Here is a 14,215-nt window from a genome sequence, read left to right as displayed (position 1 = left end):
GACAAGGCTCAGTAGCCGAGGTCCTTCTTGGCTTCGTAGACCGCCATCGGGTTGTCGGCCTGGGTGTAGAGCTTCGATTCCGTCTGGATCCACTTGGGCGGCACGGTGCCCTTTTCCTTGAAGGCGATCACCGCGTCGAAGGCCGGGCCGGCCATGTTCGGGGTCAGCTCAACCGTGGCATTGGCTTCGCCGGCCGCCATGGCCTTGAAGATGTCGGGCACGGCGTCGATGGAGACGGTGAGCACCTCGGTGCCCGGCTTGAGCCCGGCTTCCTTCATCGCCTGGATGGCGCCGACCATCATGTCGTCATTATGGGCGTAGACGGCGCAGATGTTCTTGCCGCCGCCTTCCGCCTTGATGAAGCTCTCCATCACTTCCTTGCCCTTGGCACGGGTGAAGTCGCCGGTCTGGCTGCGCACGATCTTGACGTTGGAGGCGCCAGCAATGCCGTCCTCAAAACCCTTCTTGCGGTTGGTGGCGACGGAAGCGCCGACGGTGCCCTGAAGCTCCACCACATTGCAGGGCTTGCCGGCGGCGGTCTTGACCAGCCATTCGCCGGCGACCTTGCCCTCATGCACGCTGTCGGAGGTGACGGCGGTGAGGTACAGGTCCTTGCCGGCCGGGTCGATGTCGCGGTCGAGCAGCACGACCGGGATCTTCGCTTCCTTGGCTTCCTTAAGCACCGAATCCCAGCCGGTGGCGACGACGGGGGCGAGAAAGATGGCGTCCACGCCCTGGGCGACGAAGGAGCGGATCGCCTTGATCTGGTTTTCCTGCTTCTGCTGGGCGTCGGCGATCTTGAAATTGATGTTCCGCTTCTTGGCCTCGGCCTTGGAAACGGTGGTCTCCGCCGCGCGCCAGCCCGATTCCGAGCCGATCTGCGAGAAGCCGATGGTCATGTCCGCGGCCTGCGCGCCGACGGAGAAGAGCGTGCCGGAAACGGCGGACGCAAGCAGCAATGCCCTGAGATTCATTGGCGTTTCTCCCGTGATGTCTAGCCGTCGCGCCACTTGCGGGTGCTTGCCGGCGGGGAATCTATGCCACAGTCTGGAAGGGCTGAATAGTCATACTGTTTGACTTTTTAACATGGCGAACCGAGGCGGGTACCGCGCATCCGGGTGCGGTCTGCCAAGCCCTCGCCAAGCCCCCGCCGGGACGTCGCCCGTCTCCCGTCACCCCTCTCCAGGAGGATCGAGCTCAGGTCCTGCCGGCACGCCGCCAGGCTACGTAGGACTACGTATTCGGAGTAAAATACCAGCCTGACACAAGCCCGGCCCCGGACCCTTCGCACTTCTGACAAGCGAAGGAACTGGCGCCGGTGAACATCCACTCCGTGAAATTCAAGATCATATCGCTGTCCGCCTTGTGCGTTCTGGCGGCGACCGGCGCCCTTGTCGGCTATGGCATCTATTCGGCTGCGCAGACGTCGAATTACGTATCGGGAAGTGTCGAGAATCTTCTGGAGCGCCTGAGCCAGGAATCGCTGCAGCGTCTGGCCTCCACGCAGGCCGGCATCGTCCAGACCGAGGTCGATTCCGCCTTCAACGCGGCGCGCAACATGGCCCGCGCGCTGGAAGTGGTGGCGAGCAAGCCCGGCCTCGACGGCTCGCCGTTGGACCAGCGCCGCTCGCAGCTGAACGCCGTGCTGCTCGGCGTGCTGAAGGACAATCCCCGCTTCAACGGCACTTACAGCGCCTGGATGCCGGGAGCGCTCGACGGGAATGACGACGGCTTCACCGGCCGCAAGGACGTGGGCTCCGATGCCACCGGCCGCGCGCTGCCCTACTGGACGCGCGACGCGGAAGGGAAGATCGCGCTGCAGCCGCTGGTGGAATATGACAGCCGCGACCTGCACTCGAACGGGGTGATGAAGGGCGGCTGGTTCATCGGCCCGCAGACCGATGGCAAGGAAAGCATCCTCGCGCCGCTGCCCTATATCGTCCAGGGCAAGCCGGTGTTCCTCGCCACCATGTCCGTGCCGATCACGCTGGGCGGGGTGTTCGCGGGCGTCGCTGGGGCCGACTTCGACCTCTCCTTCGTGCAGGCGCTCGCCGAGAAGGTCGACGCATCGATCTATAACGGCAAGGGAACGGTCTCGATCGTCACCAATGCCGGGCTGGTCGTGGCCTCCAGCGCCAAGCCTCAGGCGATCGGCGGCGCGTTTGGCGCCATCGAGCCGGATGCGGCCAATGACATGACCATTCTGCACAACGGCCAGTCGGTGGTGAAGGTCGATGCAGGGCAGGACCTGCTGAAGGTCTTCGCGCCGATCGCCCTCGGCCGCACCGGCGCGAGCTGGTCGCTCATCATCACGGTGCCGCAGGCGCTGGTGATGGCGGAAGCCTTGAGCCTGCGCGATGCGCTGCAGGAGCGCGCCGAGATCGACCTGTTCTGGCAGGTTGTCTCGGCTATCAGTGTCACCGTGCTGGCCCTGGTGGCGATGGCCTTTGTGGCAAGCGGCGTCTCCGGCCCGATCTCGCGCCTCACCGCCGCGCTGCGCCGCATGGCGTCGGGTGAGCATGTGGCCGAGATTGCCGGTGCCAACCGGAAGGATGAGATTGGCGACATCTCCCGCGCTGTCGACCAGATACGCCTCGGCATTGAGGAGAAGGCCCGCCAGCAGGCGCTCGACGTCGAAGCGAGCCGCCTGCGCCAGGACGAGGAGCGGCGCGCGACCATGGTCAAGCTTGCCGACGGTTTCGAGAACGCCATGGGCGAAGTGGTCAATGGCGTCGGCTCCGCCTCCACCCAGCTCTCCGGCGCCGCGCAGACCATGGCCTCCGCCACCGAGCGCGTCGCCGGCGAAACCGATACGGCCGCGGCGGCGTCCGAGGAGGCGGCGGCCAATGTGCAAACCGTCGCCTCGGCGGCGGAGGAACTCGCCAGCTCCATCGCCGAGATCAAGCGGCAAGTGGATGATTCCGCGCGCGTCGCCGCGATGGCCGCGAGCGAGGCGGATGCCACCGCCACGAAGGTGCGGGCACTGTCGGCCTCGGCGGGCAAGATCGGGCAGATCATCGATCTCATCCGCAATATCGCCGGTCAGACCAACCTCCTCGCGCTGAACGCCACCATCGAAGCGGCGCGCGCCGGCGATGCTGGCAGAGGGTTCGCGGTGGTGGCCACGGAGGTGAAGCAGCTGGCCGAACAGACCTCCCAGGCGACGGCGGAAATCGAAGCCCAGATCACCGAGATCCAGGCGGCGACAGCCAGCTCGTCCACCGCGATCGTGGTGATCACCGACGTCATCGGGCAGATCAACAACATCGCCGGCACCATCGCCGCCTCGGTCGAGCAGCAGGGCTTCGCCACCCGCGAGATCGCGCAGAATGTGAGCCGCGCCTCGCAGGGCACCGAGCAGGTGGCCAGCAACATCCTTGGCATCAACAGCGCCGCCTCCGATTCCACCCGCGCCGCGACACAGGTGCAGGACGCCGCCGCCGCCCTCGCCCAGCAGTCCCGCACCCTGCGCGCGGTGATGGACGGGTTCCTGGAGACCGTTCGCGCCGCCTGAGCGACGCCGCCCGCCCGCGTCCGGCACGCGGGCGGGGAACGAGTGGTTTGCCGGGAAGTTCTTCCCGAAGCCAGAACCCCTGGCAGGAGGAACGCCAATGACAGATCCCCGGAAAACCGCCCGGACCCTCGCCACCACCGCCATGCTCGGCATGACGCTGAGCCTCGCAGCCGGCAGCGCCTTTGCCGGGCCGTGCACGGAACGGCTCGCGCAGGTGGAGAAGAACGTCGCCGCCACCGACGCGGGATCGGGCCCGACGCAGCTGCCGCCGGCCGGCACCACCGCCCCCGATGCCGGCGTGCCCCGTACCGGCGAAGCCCCGGGGACCGGCGGCATGAACGAGACGCTCGCCGGCAAGGCGGCCTCGCCCGCCGATGTCCGCGCCCAGACCTCGGGCCAGAAGACAGCGGCGGAAGGCGGCGCTTCCACCGAGGGCCAGCTCGCCGACGCCCTCGCCCGCGCCCGGCAGGCCGACGCGAGCGGCGACGCCGCAGCGTGCGGCACGGCGCTCGACGCCGCGGAAAAGCTGATCCGTGGCTGACGCCACGCAAAAACCCCGCCGCCCGGAAAAGGGCGGCGGGGCTTTTTTCGCAGGGGCGGCCTCAGGCCACCGGGCCAGCCAGCACGTCCTGCGCGTCGAGGGTGAGCGGGCGCTCGCCAGCGCCGGCCTTTTCCATCTTGCGCAGGGCCGCCGCCTCGATCAGCAGCCGGTGCTGCTCAAACCGCGCCATGCGGTCGGCGCGGCTGTCCAGCGGGCTGTTCTCCAGCCGCTCCAGCGCGCCCCAGCTGACGAGGCATTCGACGATGTCCTTGTCGCCGCGGAAGAAGAAGCGGATGGCCTTGCGGTCGTTGAGGTCCTCCGGCGGCTTGGCCGAATGATGCAGCGTCATGATCACCTCCTTGATCTCGGGACTAACCCGCGATGGCCGCGGAAGTTCGGCCGGGGGGCGACATGTCGTCGCCGCGTCAAGGCACGGCCATCATGAACGCACATTGCCACGGCATACCCTGCCGGCCCCGGCCGAGAAGTGGAGCGCGGCAATAATGACGGCAGTCGAGGTGATACGACGGATCTCAGAGGCGGTGCAGCCCCGTCTCGGCCGCATCGACGCGCAGGAGGTCGCCATCTACCCGGTCGAGACGAGCGGTGACGGCCCGAACTGGACCGCAAGGATCGCCCGGCAGTCCGGCGGCGGGCATGCCTACAAGCAGTGGCGGCTGGAGCAGCTGCGCGCGGCAGTGGACGCGGTGCGGCGCGACATTCCAAAGATCGACTGGGGCGGATAAAGCCCCTCCGGTTCACCGCCCCCGGGGCAGGGCCACCAGATTGCGCGGGCTGGTGCCGACCTTGACCCGGCCGAGGATCGTGCTGGCCTCGATATCGATCACCACCACCTCGTCCTCGGCCCAGTCCACCGCCGCCGCGCGGCTGGGCGACACCACCGTGATGCCTTCCGGAAACGTGCCCAGCCTTGGCTGCGCCGGTCCCAGCGCGAGCGTTTCGGCATCGACGATGGCGAGTTTGCCGCTCTGCTGGTTGCTCACCAGCACCGTGCGCCCGTCCGGCGTCACCGCCACCCCATAGGGCATGAGCCCGACCTTCGGGCGGGCGATTTCGCGCGGCGTGGCGCCGGTGTCGATCACCGAGAGGTCGCCGCTCTGCACATTGGCGACATAGAGCCGCTCGCCGCCCGGCGACAGCGCCAGCGCGAACGGCGCCCGCCCCACTGGCACGGTGGCGAGCCGGACCATGTCGGCGAGGCGCACGACGCTGACCTGGTTGCTCTCGCGATCAGCGACATAGGCGAGGCCTGCTTTCTCATCCACCACCAGCCCGGCCGGGGCGTGCCCGATGGCGACGCGGCCGGTTTCCGCGCCGGTGGAAGCGTCGAGGCGGATCAACGCATCGGCGCTCCAGTCGCTGACCAGCAGGTGGCGGCCATCCGCGCTCACCGCGATGCCGAAGGGCTCCAGCCCGACCTTGAAGGTCGCGGCCACCGTGCCGGAGGCGAGGTCGACGCGGCTGACCAGGCTGAGGTCGGGATGGGTGACGTAGACGCTCGCCCCGTCCGCGCTGGCGGCAAGGCCGGCGGGAACGGCGGCGAGGCCGATCACCGCCCGCACCTCGCGCGCGTCGATGTCGACGAGCGATAGCTCCGCCGCCTTCTGCGACACCACCGCGACCAGCGGCGCGGGCGTGTCGGCCCGTGCCGGGCCTGACGCCGCGAACGGGCCGAGGGCGAGCAGCGCGAAGGCGAGGCGTGCCAGAGCCTGACGCGTCCGCATTAGCGGGGGCAGGGCGGCGTTCTCCCCACCGTCTCCCGGCCCCGCCACTGCCGCCCCACCCTTCACTTGGCCGTCACCTTGGCCTGCAGCCCTTTGAGACCCTGCTGGATGAAGTCGGTCATCGCGGCGATGGCGGCCGCGTCATTGCGATCCTCCGGCGGCTCATTGGTGGTGTCGGCGCGGTAGAAGCGGGCACCCCAGCTGACTTCGCTGCCGGCGCCGTCCGGCTTCACCTCGATGGTCTGGGTGTAGAAGCTGACCGGGATCGCCTCGGCATTCTCCGTCAGCAGGCGGTAGGAGAGGCGGTGGGCGGCGGGATCAAGCTCGTCCAGCCCTTCCTTGACCTCGCCTTTCTCCAGCGTCAGCACGCGCTCGGCGCCGGCCGCGTCGCCGCCGGTCGCCTCCACCTTCTTCACCAGCGGATGCCACTCGCCAATGCCGCCAAAGCGGGAGAGCACGGCCCACACCGCCTCCGGCGGGGCGGCGATCACCAGCGTCTCATCGGCGCGCTGGGGCGTCGGTCCATGGGCGAGGGCCAGGGCCGGGCCGAGAATGAGAAGGCCCAGCGCGAGCGCAAGTCGTTGAAGCATCGTCTTTTTCCTTTATCGAGTGGGAAGTCGCTCGGGCCGCCGCGAGGTGGTTGCGCCGAGCCCGAACAGCAATGCGAGGCAGAACAGCGCCAGCACGGCTGGGATGGCGGCGGTATCGACGCGCATCTCCACCGGCCGGGGCCGGGTATCGGCTTCGACGGCGGCGAGCAGCCCGCCGGCATTGCCGAGCGCGACGTAGCCGAGCCCGGTCTGGGCGGCGAGCGCGCGCAGATGTTCCTCGCGCAGGGCGCTCAGATGCTCGGTGCCGGTGGCCGCCTCGCTACCCCAGGGGGCGTTGCGCGGGTTCCAGCCGGCGCGCGAGGCGGCGTCCTCCGGCGGCGGGCCCATGCGGTTTTCCTGCGGCACGTCTTCTTCGGCATAGAAGCCGGTCTCGCGCCCGTCCTGGTCGAATTTCGGGATCGGGGAAGGATCGACGCCGCCAACGCCGATCAGCAGCCCGGCGACCTCGCCCGGCTTGCCGTCGAATTCCGGCAGGGCGCCGCCGGGCAGGGGAGGGGCTTCATGCCCGTCGGTCATGAAGAGGAGATCGGCCTTCAGGCCGGCGGCCATGGCGAGGCCGGAATGGACGCCGCGCGCGACATAGCTGTCGCCTTCCCAGGCCATGCGCCAGTCGAGATCGTCGATCGAGCCGGCGATGGCGGCGAAGTTCTCGCACACCTCGGCCGGCTCGAAGAGCAGGAAGCTGCGCCGCTCGGTGAAGATGCCGAGGCCCAGACGCGAGCCGCAGGGCAGCCCGGCCAGTATGTCGCGGGCGCCGCGCTTGGCGGCATCGAGGCGGGTGGCCGGCGCCCCCCGGCTCTGCGCGTCGCGCACATTCATGCTGCCGGTGACGTCGATCACCAGCACGGCATCGCGCACATTGCCGGTCTGGACGATGCGCGGGGCGAACAGCGCGGCGATGATGCCAAGCAGCGCGACCAGCAGCAGCCAGAACCGCCAGTCCCGCCGCAGGCCGCCCTGCCGGTCAAGGCCCTCCCCGGTCGCGCGTGTGCCCGCCGCCGCCCTGCTCATGGCAGCCCCCTCGGCAGGCCGGGCAGATCGGTCCAGAGCTTCTTCACCGCGTCGGGCGGCAGTTCCTCCCCCTCAAGGTCGATCTGCGGAAAATCGCGCACCAGCCGCATGGCGATGTCGAGATTGTACTTGCCGTCCCAGAAGCCGGGATCGAGCACCAGCGCACGGCGGTAATTGTCCTTGGCCAGCCGAACCAGCGGGATCGCCGGGTCGATGCGGTTCGATTCCAGATGGCTGAAGGCGACGCGGAGCCGGGCATTGGCCATGTCGTACAGCGCCGCGACGGCAAGGCGCTTGTCCTCGCCGGCCGCCAGCCGGTTCAGCAGCGGCTGCGCCTCGTCCAGCCGGTCGCGCGTGGTGAGGAAATGCAGCCGTGCGAACAGCAGCGCCGGCGGGTCCTCGGCACTGATCGCGAGATCGTGGCCGGCGGCGAGCGAGGCGATCAGCCCATTGTCGCGCTCGACCACGAACAGCCGGGCGCCCAGCCAGATGGCGGCCGCCAGGCTGGCGACCAGCAGGGCAAAGGTGGCGGTGAGCGCCAGGCGCCTTGTCCTCATGCGGCCCTCCTCAGGTCGATGGCGTCGGTACCCTCCTTCACCCCGCCCCGCCCGGCGGGACGCAGCTGCCGCTCGGCCAGCTTGGCGGCCAGCAGCAGCGCCACAGCGAGGGCGGCGACGAGAAAGGCGGGGCGGACCAGATCGCGGCGCGGAATGCGCTCGACATAGCGTATCGGCCGCGTCTCCTGCCGGTCGATCTCGGTGATCGCCTGCGCCACCGCCTGCGGGCTGGTCGCCTCGAAGGCGCGATAGGGCACGCCGAGGCTCTGCAGGAACAGATGCAGATGGCGCTCGGGATTGGCCTGGGCGGAATCCTCGCCCGAGGCCGGCGCGTCATAAATGCCCTGGGCGCCGCGCGAACGCAGGAACAGCCAGTAGAGATGCACCGGCGTGCGCGCCGCCGCGTCGCGCAGCGCCTCCTGCACCCGGCGGTCGATCAGCGCCGCGCCATCGGACACCAGCAGCACCGCCCGCGAGGCCTCGTCCGTGTCCTCGGCGAAATAGGAGAAGGCCAGCGCCAGCCCGCGCCCGACATCGGTAAAGGCAAGGCCCGGACGGTCGATCGCGTCGATCGCCGCGTCCACCACCTCGTGATGGTCGGTCAGCGGCAGCACCGGCATGGGCGAGGTGGAAAAGGCGGCGACCGCGATGCGGTCATGCGGGCGCCGGGCGACGAACTCCGCCAGCAGCCGCTTGGCGGCGGCCGACTTCGATTCCTGGTCGCCGGTCGGCGCGCGGTCGGCGAAGCTGTTGTCCATGCTGGAGGAACGGTCGAGCAGCAGCACCAGATGGGCGCCGGTGCCCTCGCGCTCGACGCTCTGCTCGCGCCGGTGCAGGCCGGCAAGGCCCAGCACCAGCGCCACGATCGCCACCGCGCCAGCCAGCCGCAGGCCGACACCCACCACCCGCGACAGCGGATCATCTGGCACCAGCCCGGCGGAGGCGATGCCGCGACGGCGGAACGCCGTGGCCACCAGCGGCAGCAAAGCGAGAAGCAGCAGCGCCAGCATAGCGGGATGATCGACGCCCCAGCCGCGCGTCAACCCGTCCCAGAAGGCGCCGGCGGCGTTCATGCCGTGCCCCGCTCGACCGCGCGCAGCCGACGCGCCAGCGCCACCAGCTCATCGGGCGGCAATTCGCGCTGCGCCCCGGCGGGATCGGCGCCGAAGAACGCCCGCCGCGAGGCAGCGAACAGACGCCGCACCTCCGCCTCCGCCGCCCGGAAGGCGGCATGGCGCTCGAAAAAGCCCGGCAGGTCCTCGGCGAACACGCCCTTGCCATCCGTGGCGTCGAAAGCCCGGTGCAGCGCCTGCAGCGCGTGGGCATAGCGCGAGGCGGCCAGGATGGGATCGCCGGGCGCGGTGGCGAGCGTCAAGGGAATCGCCCGCGCCGCCCGGGCGAAGGGGCGCGCGCGCCGCCGCCCGAACGGGCCCCAGCCCATCTGCCAGGCCAGCAGCAGCAGGGCCAGCAGCGCCACGCCGAGGGCGAGCGCCAGCCCGCGCAGGAGGCCGGCCGTGGGCAGCAGGGGCGGCGCGATATCCGGCCGGAGCTGCATCGCCGGCCCCGGACCGGTGGCGACGATCTCGCGCAGCGGCGACATCAGGAACGACCAGGCCGGCACCTGCACCGGCACCCGCCGCTCGCCCTCGATGGCGAACAGCGCCACGGCGGGGATGGTCAGCCGGCGCGGTTCCAGCGGCGCATAGAAGGTCTGGTAGACCAGATCGAGCGTGTAGCGGTGCACGCCCTCGCTCACGCCATGGTCTTCGAGCCGCACCTCGTGCAGGTCGAGCCAGTAGTTCAGAGCCCGCGGCGGCGGCAGCGAGGCGGGGTCCAGCACGAAGGGCGCATCGAGCGCGATGTCGGCGCTGAGGGTGAGCGTGTCGCCGATGACATGGCCGAAGCCGCGCGGCGCATACAGCTCCACCGTGCGCAGCTGCGCCAGGGCCGGGGAGGTGGGCAGTGCCAGCAGAACGAATGTGGCCAGCAGGCCCAGCGTGGCAAGGATGCGCGCAAGCCGCCCCATTCAGCCCTCCATCAGTCGTTGGGCCAGCGCGTCCGTATCGAGCGCGTCCTTGAGATCGACCGGGCGCAGGCCTCGGCGGGAGAACAGCGCGGCCAGCGCCTCCTGCCGCTCGCGCGCCGCGCGCAGCCAGCGGGCCCGCAGGCCGGGGCGCATGAACACCAGCCGGGCCGCGCCGGTCTCCAGATCGCCGAGCTCGATCAGCCCCCAGTGCGGCAGGCCCTCTTCCAGCGCGCCGTCGCGCACCACCACCGGGATGACATCGTGCCGCCACAGCGCATCGAGCAGCCGCTCGATCTCGGCCGCGGGCATCAGGAAATCGGAGACCAGGAACACCAGCGACCGGCGGCCCGGCAGGCGCTCGGCGGCCTCGAACAGCCCGCTCGCGCCGGTGCCGCGCGGCTGGGCGGCGATGAGGCATTGGCGCACCTCCTCCTCCAGCCCGCGCCGGCGCGACAGCGGCAGGCTGGCGGCCTCGTTCACCCCGGCATCGCAGCCAAACAGCACGAAATTGTCGCCCGAGCGCACGGCGGAGAGCGCCAGCAGCGCGCACAGCTCCGCCACCCGTCCCGCCACCGCCTCGCCAAAACGCATCGAGCCGGACAGATCGACCAGCGTCGCCACCGGCACTGACCGGCGCGGCGCGAACTGGCGCACATGCAGTTCGCCATGGGGATCGCGCAGCGAGACGCGCAAATCGATGCGGCGCGGATCGGGCTGGCGCAGCAGCGAGACATGGCGGCGGAACTCGCCCTCCGAGCCCTCGCCGCGCCCGGGATGGGCGCCCGGAAAAATGCCCTCCGGCCGCCAGCGCAGGCGATAGGGAAGGGGGCGCAGGTCGCCAGGGTGCAGGTCAACCGGCCGCACCTCGGGAGACGAACCGGCGCCGGCGGGCCGCTTCATGGCGCCGGCACTCTCTCGAACACGCCGGCGATGAGGGCGGCGACGATCGGCTCGCGCCGCATCTCATAGACCGGATCGATGAAGATGCGGTGCGCCATCACCTCGGGGAAGACCGCGCGCAGATCCTCCGGCACCACCATGTCGCGCCCTTCCATCCAGGCGCGGACGCGGGCGGCGCGAATGAGATAGCTCATGCCGCGCGGGCTGGCCCCGCCCTGCACCAGCCGGTTGATGTCGACGCCGTCGATCGCGAGGCCGAGCGCCTGGGGACGGCGCACCGCATCCCAGAGCGCCAGCGTATAGGCCTCCAGCGCCGGGCTGGCCTGGACGCCGATCTGGATGGCGCGGGCCACGGTGCCGAGCGCCTCCGGGTCGAGCACGCCGCTTTCCACATCCATCAGCAACGTATCAACGTCATGGAAGCGCGGATCGAAGACCAGGCTGCGACGGGCCTCGTCGGCCTGCGGCATCACCACCTGCACCTCCATCAGGAAGCGGTCGCGGGCGGCGGCGGGCAGTTCGAAGGTCTCCTCGCGCTCCACCCGGTTGCGGTCGGCGAAGACCTGCACATGCGGGAAGCGGTATTCGCGGTTGAAGGCGGAGACCGAGCGTTCCGCCATCAGCCGCAGCAGCAGGGCGTGCACCTGCGGGCGGGCACGATTGATCTCGTTGAAGAAGAAGATCGAGAGGTCCTCGCCCTGCCGCAGCAGCGGGCCGGGATCGATCCGCGGCTTGCCGTCCTCGCCGAGATGGGCGTGGTAGACGAGATCGCCTGGCATGAGGTCGATCGTGCCCTCGATGCGCTCGAAGGCGCCGCCAATGGCCCGGGCCATGGCCCGCAGCAGCGTGGTCTTGCCGACACCGACATCGCCTTCCAGCAGCACATGGCCACGGGCGAAGGTGGCGATCGTCAGCAGGCGGATGACCCGCTCCTGCCCCAGCACGACCTTGCCGATCTCGCGCTCGAAACGCAGCGCATGGGCATGCCAATCCGACAGCACGGAGTCGGGATCGCGGACAAGATCCATCGGGAAGCCTTTCAGGCGGCCGGGCGCGAGGGCCGCATGTGCCGGAAAAGGGCGCGGCCCACGCCGGACGGGGGGAACCCGTTCGGCGTCGGCCGCGCCAGTTGCCCACAAACCGGGCGGCTTGCCCGGAGGATCGCGGGGCGGACAGGAGAATGGCGTCCGCCCGCAAGTGGGTTCTCGAAAAACAAAGCCGTGCCCGAAACCGTCAGTTCGGAATCTTGCTCACGTCGTAGACGAACTTGCCGGTCTTCTCGAAATTGGCGACACGCTGGGCGTTGCGCGCTTCCATCGCCTTGATCGATTCCGACTGCTTGTTCAGCTCCTTCGGATCATGCTTGGGGTCATACTTGGAGCCGGCCACCTTGTCGGGATAGCCCGGCTTGGCTTCCCAGCAATTGCCGGGGGCCTTGCAGTTGGTGCCGTCATAGGCGCTCGCCCCGCCCATCATGGCGAGGCTCAGCGCGCCGGCGCCGGCGAGGGTCAAGGCGAAGGCAACGCTACGGTCGATGATGCTCATGTTCAGTCTCCTGGTCGTGTTCCACCCGTCTTCGACCGGCGCGGTTCAGCCCGCCGGCCCGCCGCACGCTTCGGGCAGCTCTTCGGCTGGCTCTACGTGCTTGGCGTTCGCGTCGAAGGGCTTGAACGTGCTGCGCTGCTCGTCGGTGAGCCACACCGCGCCCTTCGGATCGTCCTTGTAGAGATGCCGGACCCAGGACATGGCGAGCAGCATCTCGTTCATGTTGAGCGCGCCATACATCGGGCCCATCTGGCCGTTGGCGCCGCCGAACACCGTCTCGAACAAGCCCTGATCGGTCTCGTTCTTGGGATAGGTCCAGTAGGAATCGTTGAGGCCGGGGCCGATCTTGCCCTCGCCATAATGGCCATGGCAGCCCGAGCACATCGACAGGAAGATCTCATGCGCCTTCGGCAGGCAGACGGGATCCTCGTTGTAGATATTCTTGCCCGTTTCCAGGAAGACCTTCACCGCCTTGGTGTCGCGGCCCTCTTCCGGCGCTTCGGAAAGGTCGAGTGGCTGACCAGTGACGGTGTTGCTCAGCATGATCGCGGCACGGGCACCGAACCCGACCAGACCGGCCCCGAGGGCCCCGGCGAGCAGCAGCGCGGCCGCTTTCTTGGTGAAAATCGTCTTCGTCATCGAACCTTGTTCACAGCAAGAGATCAGGGGCGCACCGCGGCCCGGCAGACACGCGGTGCGTCGGAAACGGCCGTCAGGTATTCGGCTCAAGCAGCGGAATGCCTTCCTGGGTCAGAATCTGCTCGATCTGCGGCCGCGCCTTTTCCAGCGCCGCATTGATCTCCTTGAGCAGTTCCGGATCGTTCTTGCGCACGCCGACAGCCTGGTCGTAATGCATCGGGATCGGCGTATCGTTCGGCCGGTCGATGTCCTTGGTGATGACCGTGATCCGCAGCGGCGTGGACGAGGATTTCACATAGCGCGCCACTTCCGGGGCGAAGGCGATGCCGACATCGGCCTCGCCGCTGGCGACCTCGGTCACGATGCGGTCGCCCGGCACCTGGATCCACTGGTTGCGACGCGACTTGAAGTTGACCAGCGAGTACATGTAGGCCGCGTTGTCCTCGAAGCGGCCAATGCGCTTGAGCATGGTCTCGGCGGGCGAATAGAACCGCACCGCGAAGCGGGTCTGGTCCTTGATCTGCTGGTCTTCCCAGTCACTGGCGGTGATGTTGCGATCGGCCTTGGTCACCAGCACGTAGCCGGTGCGGTAATAGGGCTTGGAGACGAGCACCCGCTCATCGCCGACATCGACGCCCATCACCACGTCGCAATTGTTCTTGTCGAGCTGGTCGCGCACCAGATAGATGCCCGGCTGGTCGTTGCGGACGAACACCGGCTTGCGGCCCATGGCCTGGGCGAGCACGACGCCGATGCGGTCCTCAAATCCGCTGGAATCGGCCGCCGAGAACGGCGCCTCGACATTCGACGCACAGATGCGCAGCTCGTGCGGATTGCGGCCCGCGGCCTTGTCGGCCTCGACGGTCGCGGCGTCGGCGAGCCCGGCAATGGCGAAACCGGAAAAAGCGAGACCGGCGGCAATGGCAAGCCGGCTGACGACCTGTCGCGTGGACATCGGGGGGTCCTCCTGGACGAATTTCGAGGTCGGGAGATCCTGTGTGGGGCAGGGGAGGCGGGCCGCTTGCAGCTACCCGCCGCCCCGTCCTCGTCACGTCAGGCAACAGCGGACGAAGAGCCCTCTCGGACGCTGAGCCTTTCGGCGACATCGCCGCCCGCCGCGAGACGC

General features: G+C 69.3%; 16 protein-coding genes. 3 read left to right on the top strand and 13 right to left on the bottom strand.

Annotated features, from left to right (window positions below; genetic code table 11):
* Positions 1–8 precede the first annotated feature (8 nt).
* On the bottom strand, positions 9–974 hold the full coding sequence (gene ytfQ, locus J2S76_RS02120; protein WP_307057065.1) for a galactofuranose ABC transporter, galactofuranose-binding protein YtfQ: 966 nt from the start codon (positions 972–974) through the stop codon (positions 9–11).
* 344 nt (positions 975–1,318) lie between these two features.
* Here ytfQ and J2S76_RS02115 point away from each other — a divergent pair, with 344 nt between their 5' ends.
* Positions 1,319–3,514, top strand: coding sequence for a methyl-accepting chemotaxis protein (locus tag J2S76_RS02115; protein WP_307057063.1), 2,196 nt, complete (start codon positions 1,319–1,321; stop codon positions 3,512–3,514).
* A 97-nt stretch (positions 3,515–3,611) separates the two neighbouring features.
* A complete protein-coding gene (locus J2S76_RS02110) occupies positions 3,612–4,055 on the top strand; it encodes a hypothetical protein (protein ID WP_307057061.1) in 444 nt (147 codons plus the stop codon).
* Between the two features lie 61 nt (positions 4,056–4,116).
* Here the strand turns inward: J2S76_RS02110 and J2S76_RS02105 are convergent, their stop codons facing one another.
* Positions 4,117–4,404 carry a DUF1488 family protein gene (locus J2S76_RS02105; RefSeq protein ID WP_307057059.1) on the bottom strand — a complete coding sequence of 96 codons (288 nt, stop codon included), beginning with the start codon at positions 4,402–4,404 and terminating at the stop codon, positions 4,117–4,119.
* Between the two features lie 154 nt (positions 4,405–4,558).
* On the opposite strand from J2S76_RS02105, the gene J2S76_RS02100 reads away from it, so the two are divergent.
* Positions 4,559–4,801 carry a hypothetical protein gene (locus tag J2S76_RS02100; protein ID WP_307057057.1) on the top strand — a complete coding sequence of 81 codons (243 nt, stop codon included), beginning with the start codon at positions 4,559–4,561 and terminating at the stop codon, positions 4,799–4,801.
* A gap of 12 nt (positions 4,802–4,813) precedes the next feature.
* Here J2S76_RS02100 and J2S76_RS02095 read toward each other — a convergent pair whose 3' ends face one another.
* The 11 genes from J2S76_RS02095 to moxJ form a co-directional block, all read right to left on the bottom strand.
* Positions 4,814–5,800, bottom strand: a complete 987-nt coding sequence (locus J2S76_RS02095) for a YncE family protein (RefSeq protein ID WP_307057055.1) — start codon at positions 5,798–5,800, stop codon at positions 4,814–4,816.
* Between the two features lie 62 nt (positions 5,801–5,862).
* Entirely contained in the window at positions 5,863–6,390 is a 528-nt protein-coding gene (locus J2S76_RS02090) for an SRPBCC family protein (RefSeq protein WP_307057053.1), read from the bottom strand.
* Positions 6,391–6,402: 12 nt separating this feature from the next.
* Positions 6,403–7,422 (bottom strand): vWA domain-containing protein, encoded by a 1,020-nt coding sequence (locus J2S76_RS02085; protein WP_307057051.1) that lies wholly within the window; start codon positions 7,420–7,422, stop codon positions 6,403–6,405.
* Positions 7,419–7,979 (bottom strand): hypothetical protein, encoded by a 561-nt coding sequence (locus tag J2S76_RS02080; protein ID WP_307057049.1) that lies wholly within the window; start codon positions 7,977–7,979, stop codon positions 7,419–7,421. Before J2S76_RS02080 ends, J2S76_RS02085 begins: the two co-directional genes overlap by 4 nt.
* The gene (locus J2S76_RS02075; protein WP_307057047.1) at positions 7,976–9,052 is read right to left on the bottom strand and encodes a vWA domain-containing protein; all 1,077 of its coding nucleotides are present in this window, start codon (positions 9,050–9,052) and stop codon (positions 7,976–7,978) included. The genes J2S76_RS02080 and J2S76_RS02075 overlap by 4 nt, the downstream gene beginning before the upstream one ends.
* Complete coding sequence (locus J2S76_RS02070) at positions 9,049–10,005, bottom strand: nonribosomal peptide synthetase MxaA (protein WP_307057045.1); 957 nt, start codon at positions 10,003–10,005, stop codon at positions 9,049–9,051. The genes J2S76_RS02075 and J2S76_RS02070 overlap by 4 nt, the downstream gene beginning before the upstream one ends.
* Entirely contained in the window at positions 10,006–10,905 is a 900-nt protein-coding gene (locus J2S76_RS02065) for a DUF58 domain-containing protein (RefSeq protein ID WP_307057043.1), read from the bottom strand. It abuts the gene before it with no gap.
* Positions 10,902–11,933 (bottom strand): AAA family ATPase, encoded by a 1,032-nt coding sequence (locus J2S76_RS02060; RefSeq protein WP_307057041.1) that lies wholly within the window; start codon positions 11,931–11,933, stop codon positions 10,902–10,904. Before J2S76_RS02060 ends, J2S76_RS02065 begins: the two co-directional genes overlap by 4 nt.
* Positions 11,934–12,138: 205 nt before the next feature.
* Positions 12,139–12,450 (bottom strand): methanol dehydrogenase [cytochrome c] subunit, encoded by a 312-nt coding sequence (locus J2S76_RS02055; RefSeq protein WP_018391121.1) that lies wholly within the window; start codon positions 12,448–12,450, stop codon positions 12,139–12,141.
* Between the two features lie 45 nt (positions 12,451–12,495).
* The gene (gene moxG, locus J2S76_RS02050; protein WP_018391122.1) at positions 12,496–13,089 is read right to left on the bottom strand and encodes a cytochrome c(L), periplasmic; all 594 of its coding nucleotides are present in this window, start codon (positions 13,087–13,089) and stop codon (positions 12,496–12,498) included.
* Between the two features lie 73 nt (positions 13,090–13,162).
* The gene (gene moxJ / locus J2S76_RS02045) at positions 13,163–14,044 is read right to left on the bottom strand and encodes a methanol oxidation system protein MoxJ (RefSeq protein WP_307057038.1); all 882 of its coding nucleotides are present in this window, start codon (positions 14,042–14,044) and stop codon (positions 13,163–13,165) included.
* Between the last annotated feature and the right edge of the window lie 171 nt (positions 14,045–14,215).

The organism is Ancylobacter vacuolatus (assembly GCF_030813595.1).
In the GTDB taxonomy this organism is placed as follows: Bacteria; Pseudomonadota; Alphaproteobacteria; order Rhizobiales; family Xanthobacteraceae; genus Ancylobacter; species Ancylobacter vacuolatus.
The sequence above is the reverse complement of the archived record's forward strand: the minus strand, read 5'-3'. Positions and strand labels throughout refer to the sequence as shown.

What these genes read in the sequence shown, in the direction of transcription:
- J2S76_RS02100 (WP_307057057.1), top strand. Translation starts at nt 4,559, where the DNA reads ATGACGGCAGTCGAGGTGATACGACGGATCTCAGAGGCGGTGCAGCCC.
- J2S76_RS02075 (WP_307057047.1), bottom strand. Translation starts at nt 9,052, where the DNA reads ATGAACGCCGCCGGCGCCTTCTGGGACGGGTTGACGCGCGGCTGGGGC.
- moxG (WP_018391122.1), bottom strand. Translation starts at nt 13,089, where the DNA reads ATGACGAAGACGATTTTCACCAAGAAAGCGGCCGCGCTGCTGCTCGCC.
- J2S76_RS02065 (WP_307057043.1), bottom strand. Translation starts at nt 10,905, where the DNA reads ATGAAGCGGCCCGCCGGCGCCGGTTCGTCTCCCGAGGTGCGGCCGGTT.
- J2S76_RS02080 (WP_307057049.1), bottom strand. Translation starts at nt 7,979, where the DNA reads ATGAGGACAAGGCGCCTGGCGCTCACCGCCACCTTTGCCCTGCTGGTC.
- J2S76_RS02085 (WP_307057051.1), bottom strand. Translation starts at nt 7,422, where the DNA reads ATGAGCAGGGCGGCGGCGGGCACACGCGCGACCGGGGAGGGCCTTGAC.
- J2S76_RS02090 (WP_307057053.1), bottom strand. Translation starts at nt 6,390, where the DNA reads ATGCTTCAACGACTTGCGCTCGCGCTGGGCCTTCTCATTCTCGGCCCG.
- ytfQ (WP_307057065.1), bottom strand. Translation starts at nt 974, where the DNA reads ATGAATCTCAGGGCATTGCTGCTTGCGTCCGCCGTTTCCGGCACGCTC.
- J2S76_RS02095 (WP_307057055.1), bottom strand. Translation starts at nt 5,800, where the DNA reads ATGCGGACGCGTCAGGCTCTGGCACGCCTCGCCTTCGCGCTGCTCGCC.
- J2S76_RS02105 (WP_307057059.1), bottom strand. Translation starts at nt 4,404, where the DNA reads ATGACGCTGCATCATTCGGCCAAGCCGCCGGAGGACCTCAACGACCGC.
- moxJ (WP_307057038.1), bottom strand. Translation starts at nt 14,044, where the DNA reads ATGTCCACGCGACAGGTCGTCAGCCGGCTTGCCATTGCCGCCGGTCTC.
- J2S76_RS02055 (WP_018391121.1), bottom strand. Translation starts at nt 12,450, where the DNA reads ATGAGCATCATCGACCGTAGCGTTGCCTTCGCCTTGACCCTCGCCGGC.
- J2S76_RS02070 (WP_307057045.1), bottom strand. Translation starts at nt 10,005, where the DNA reads ATGGGGCGGCTTGCGCGCATCCTTGCCACGCTGGGCCTGCTGGCCACA.
- J2S76_RS02110 (WP_307057061.1), top strand. Translation starts at nt 3,612, where the DNA reads ATGACAGATCCCCGGAAAACCGCCCGGACCCTCGCCACCACCGCCATG.
- J2S76_RS02060 (WP_307057041.1), bottom strand. Translation starts at nt 11,933, where the DNA reads ATGGATCTTGTCCGCGATCCCGACTCCGTGCTGTCGGATTGGCATGCC.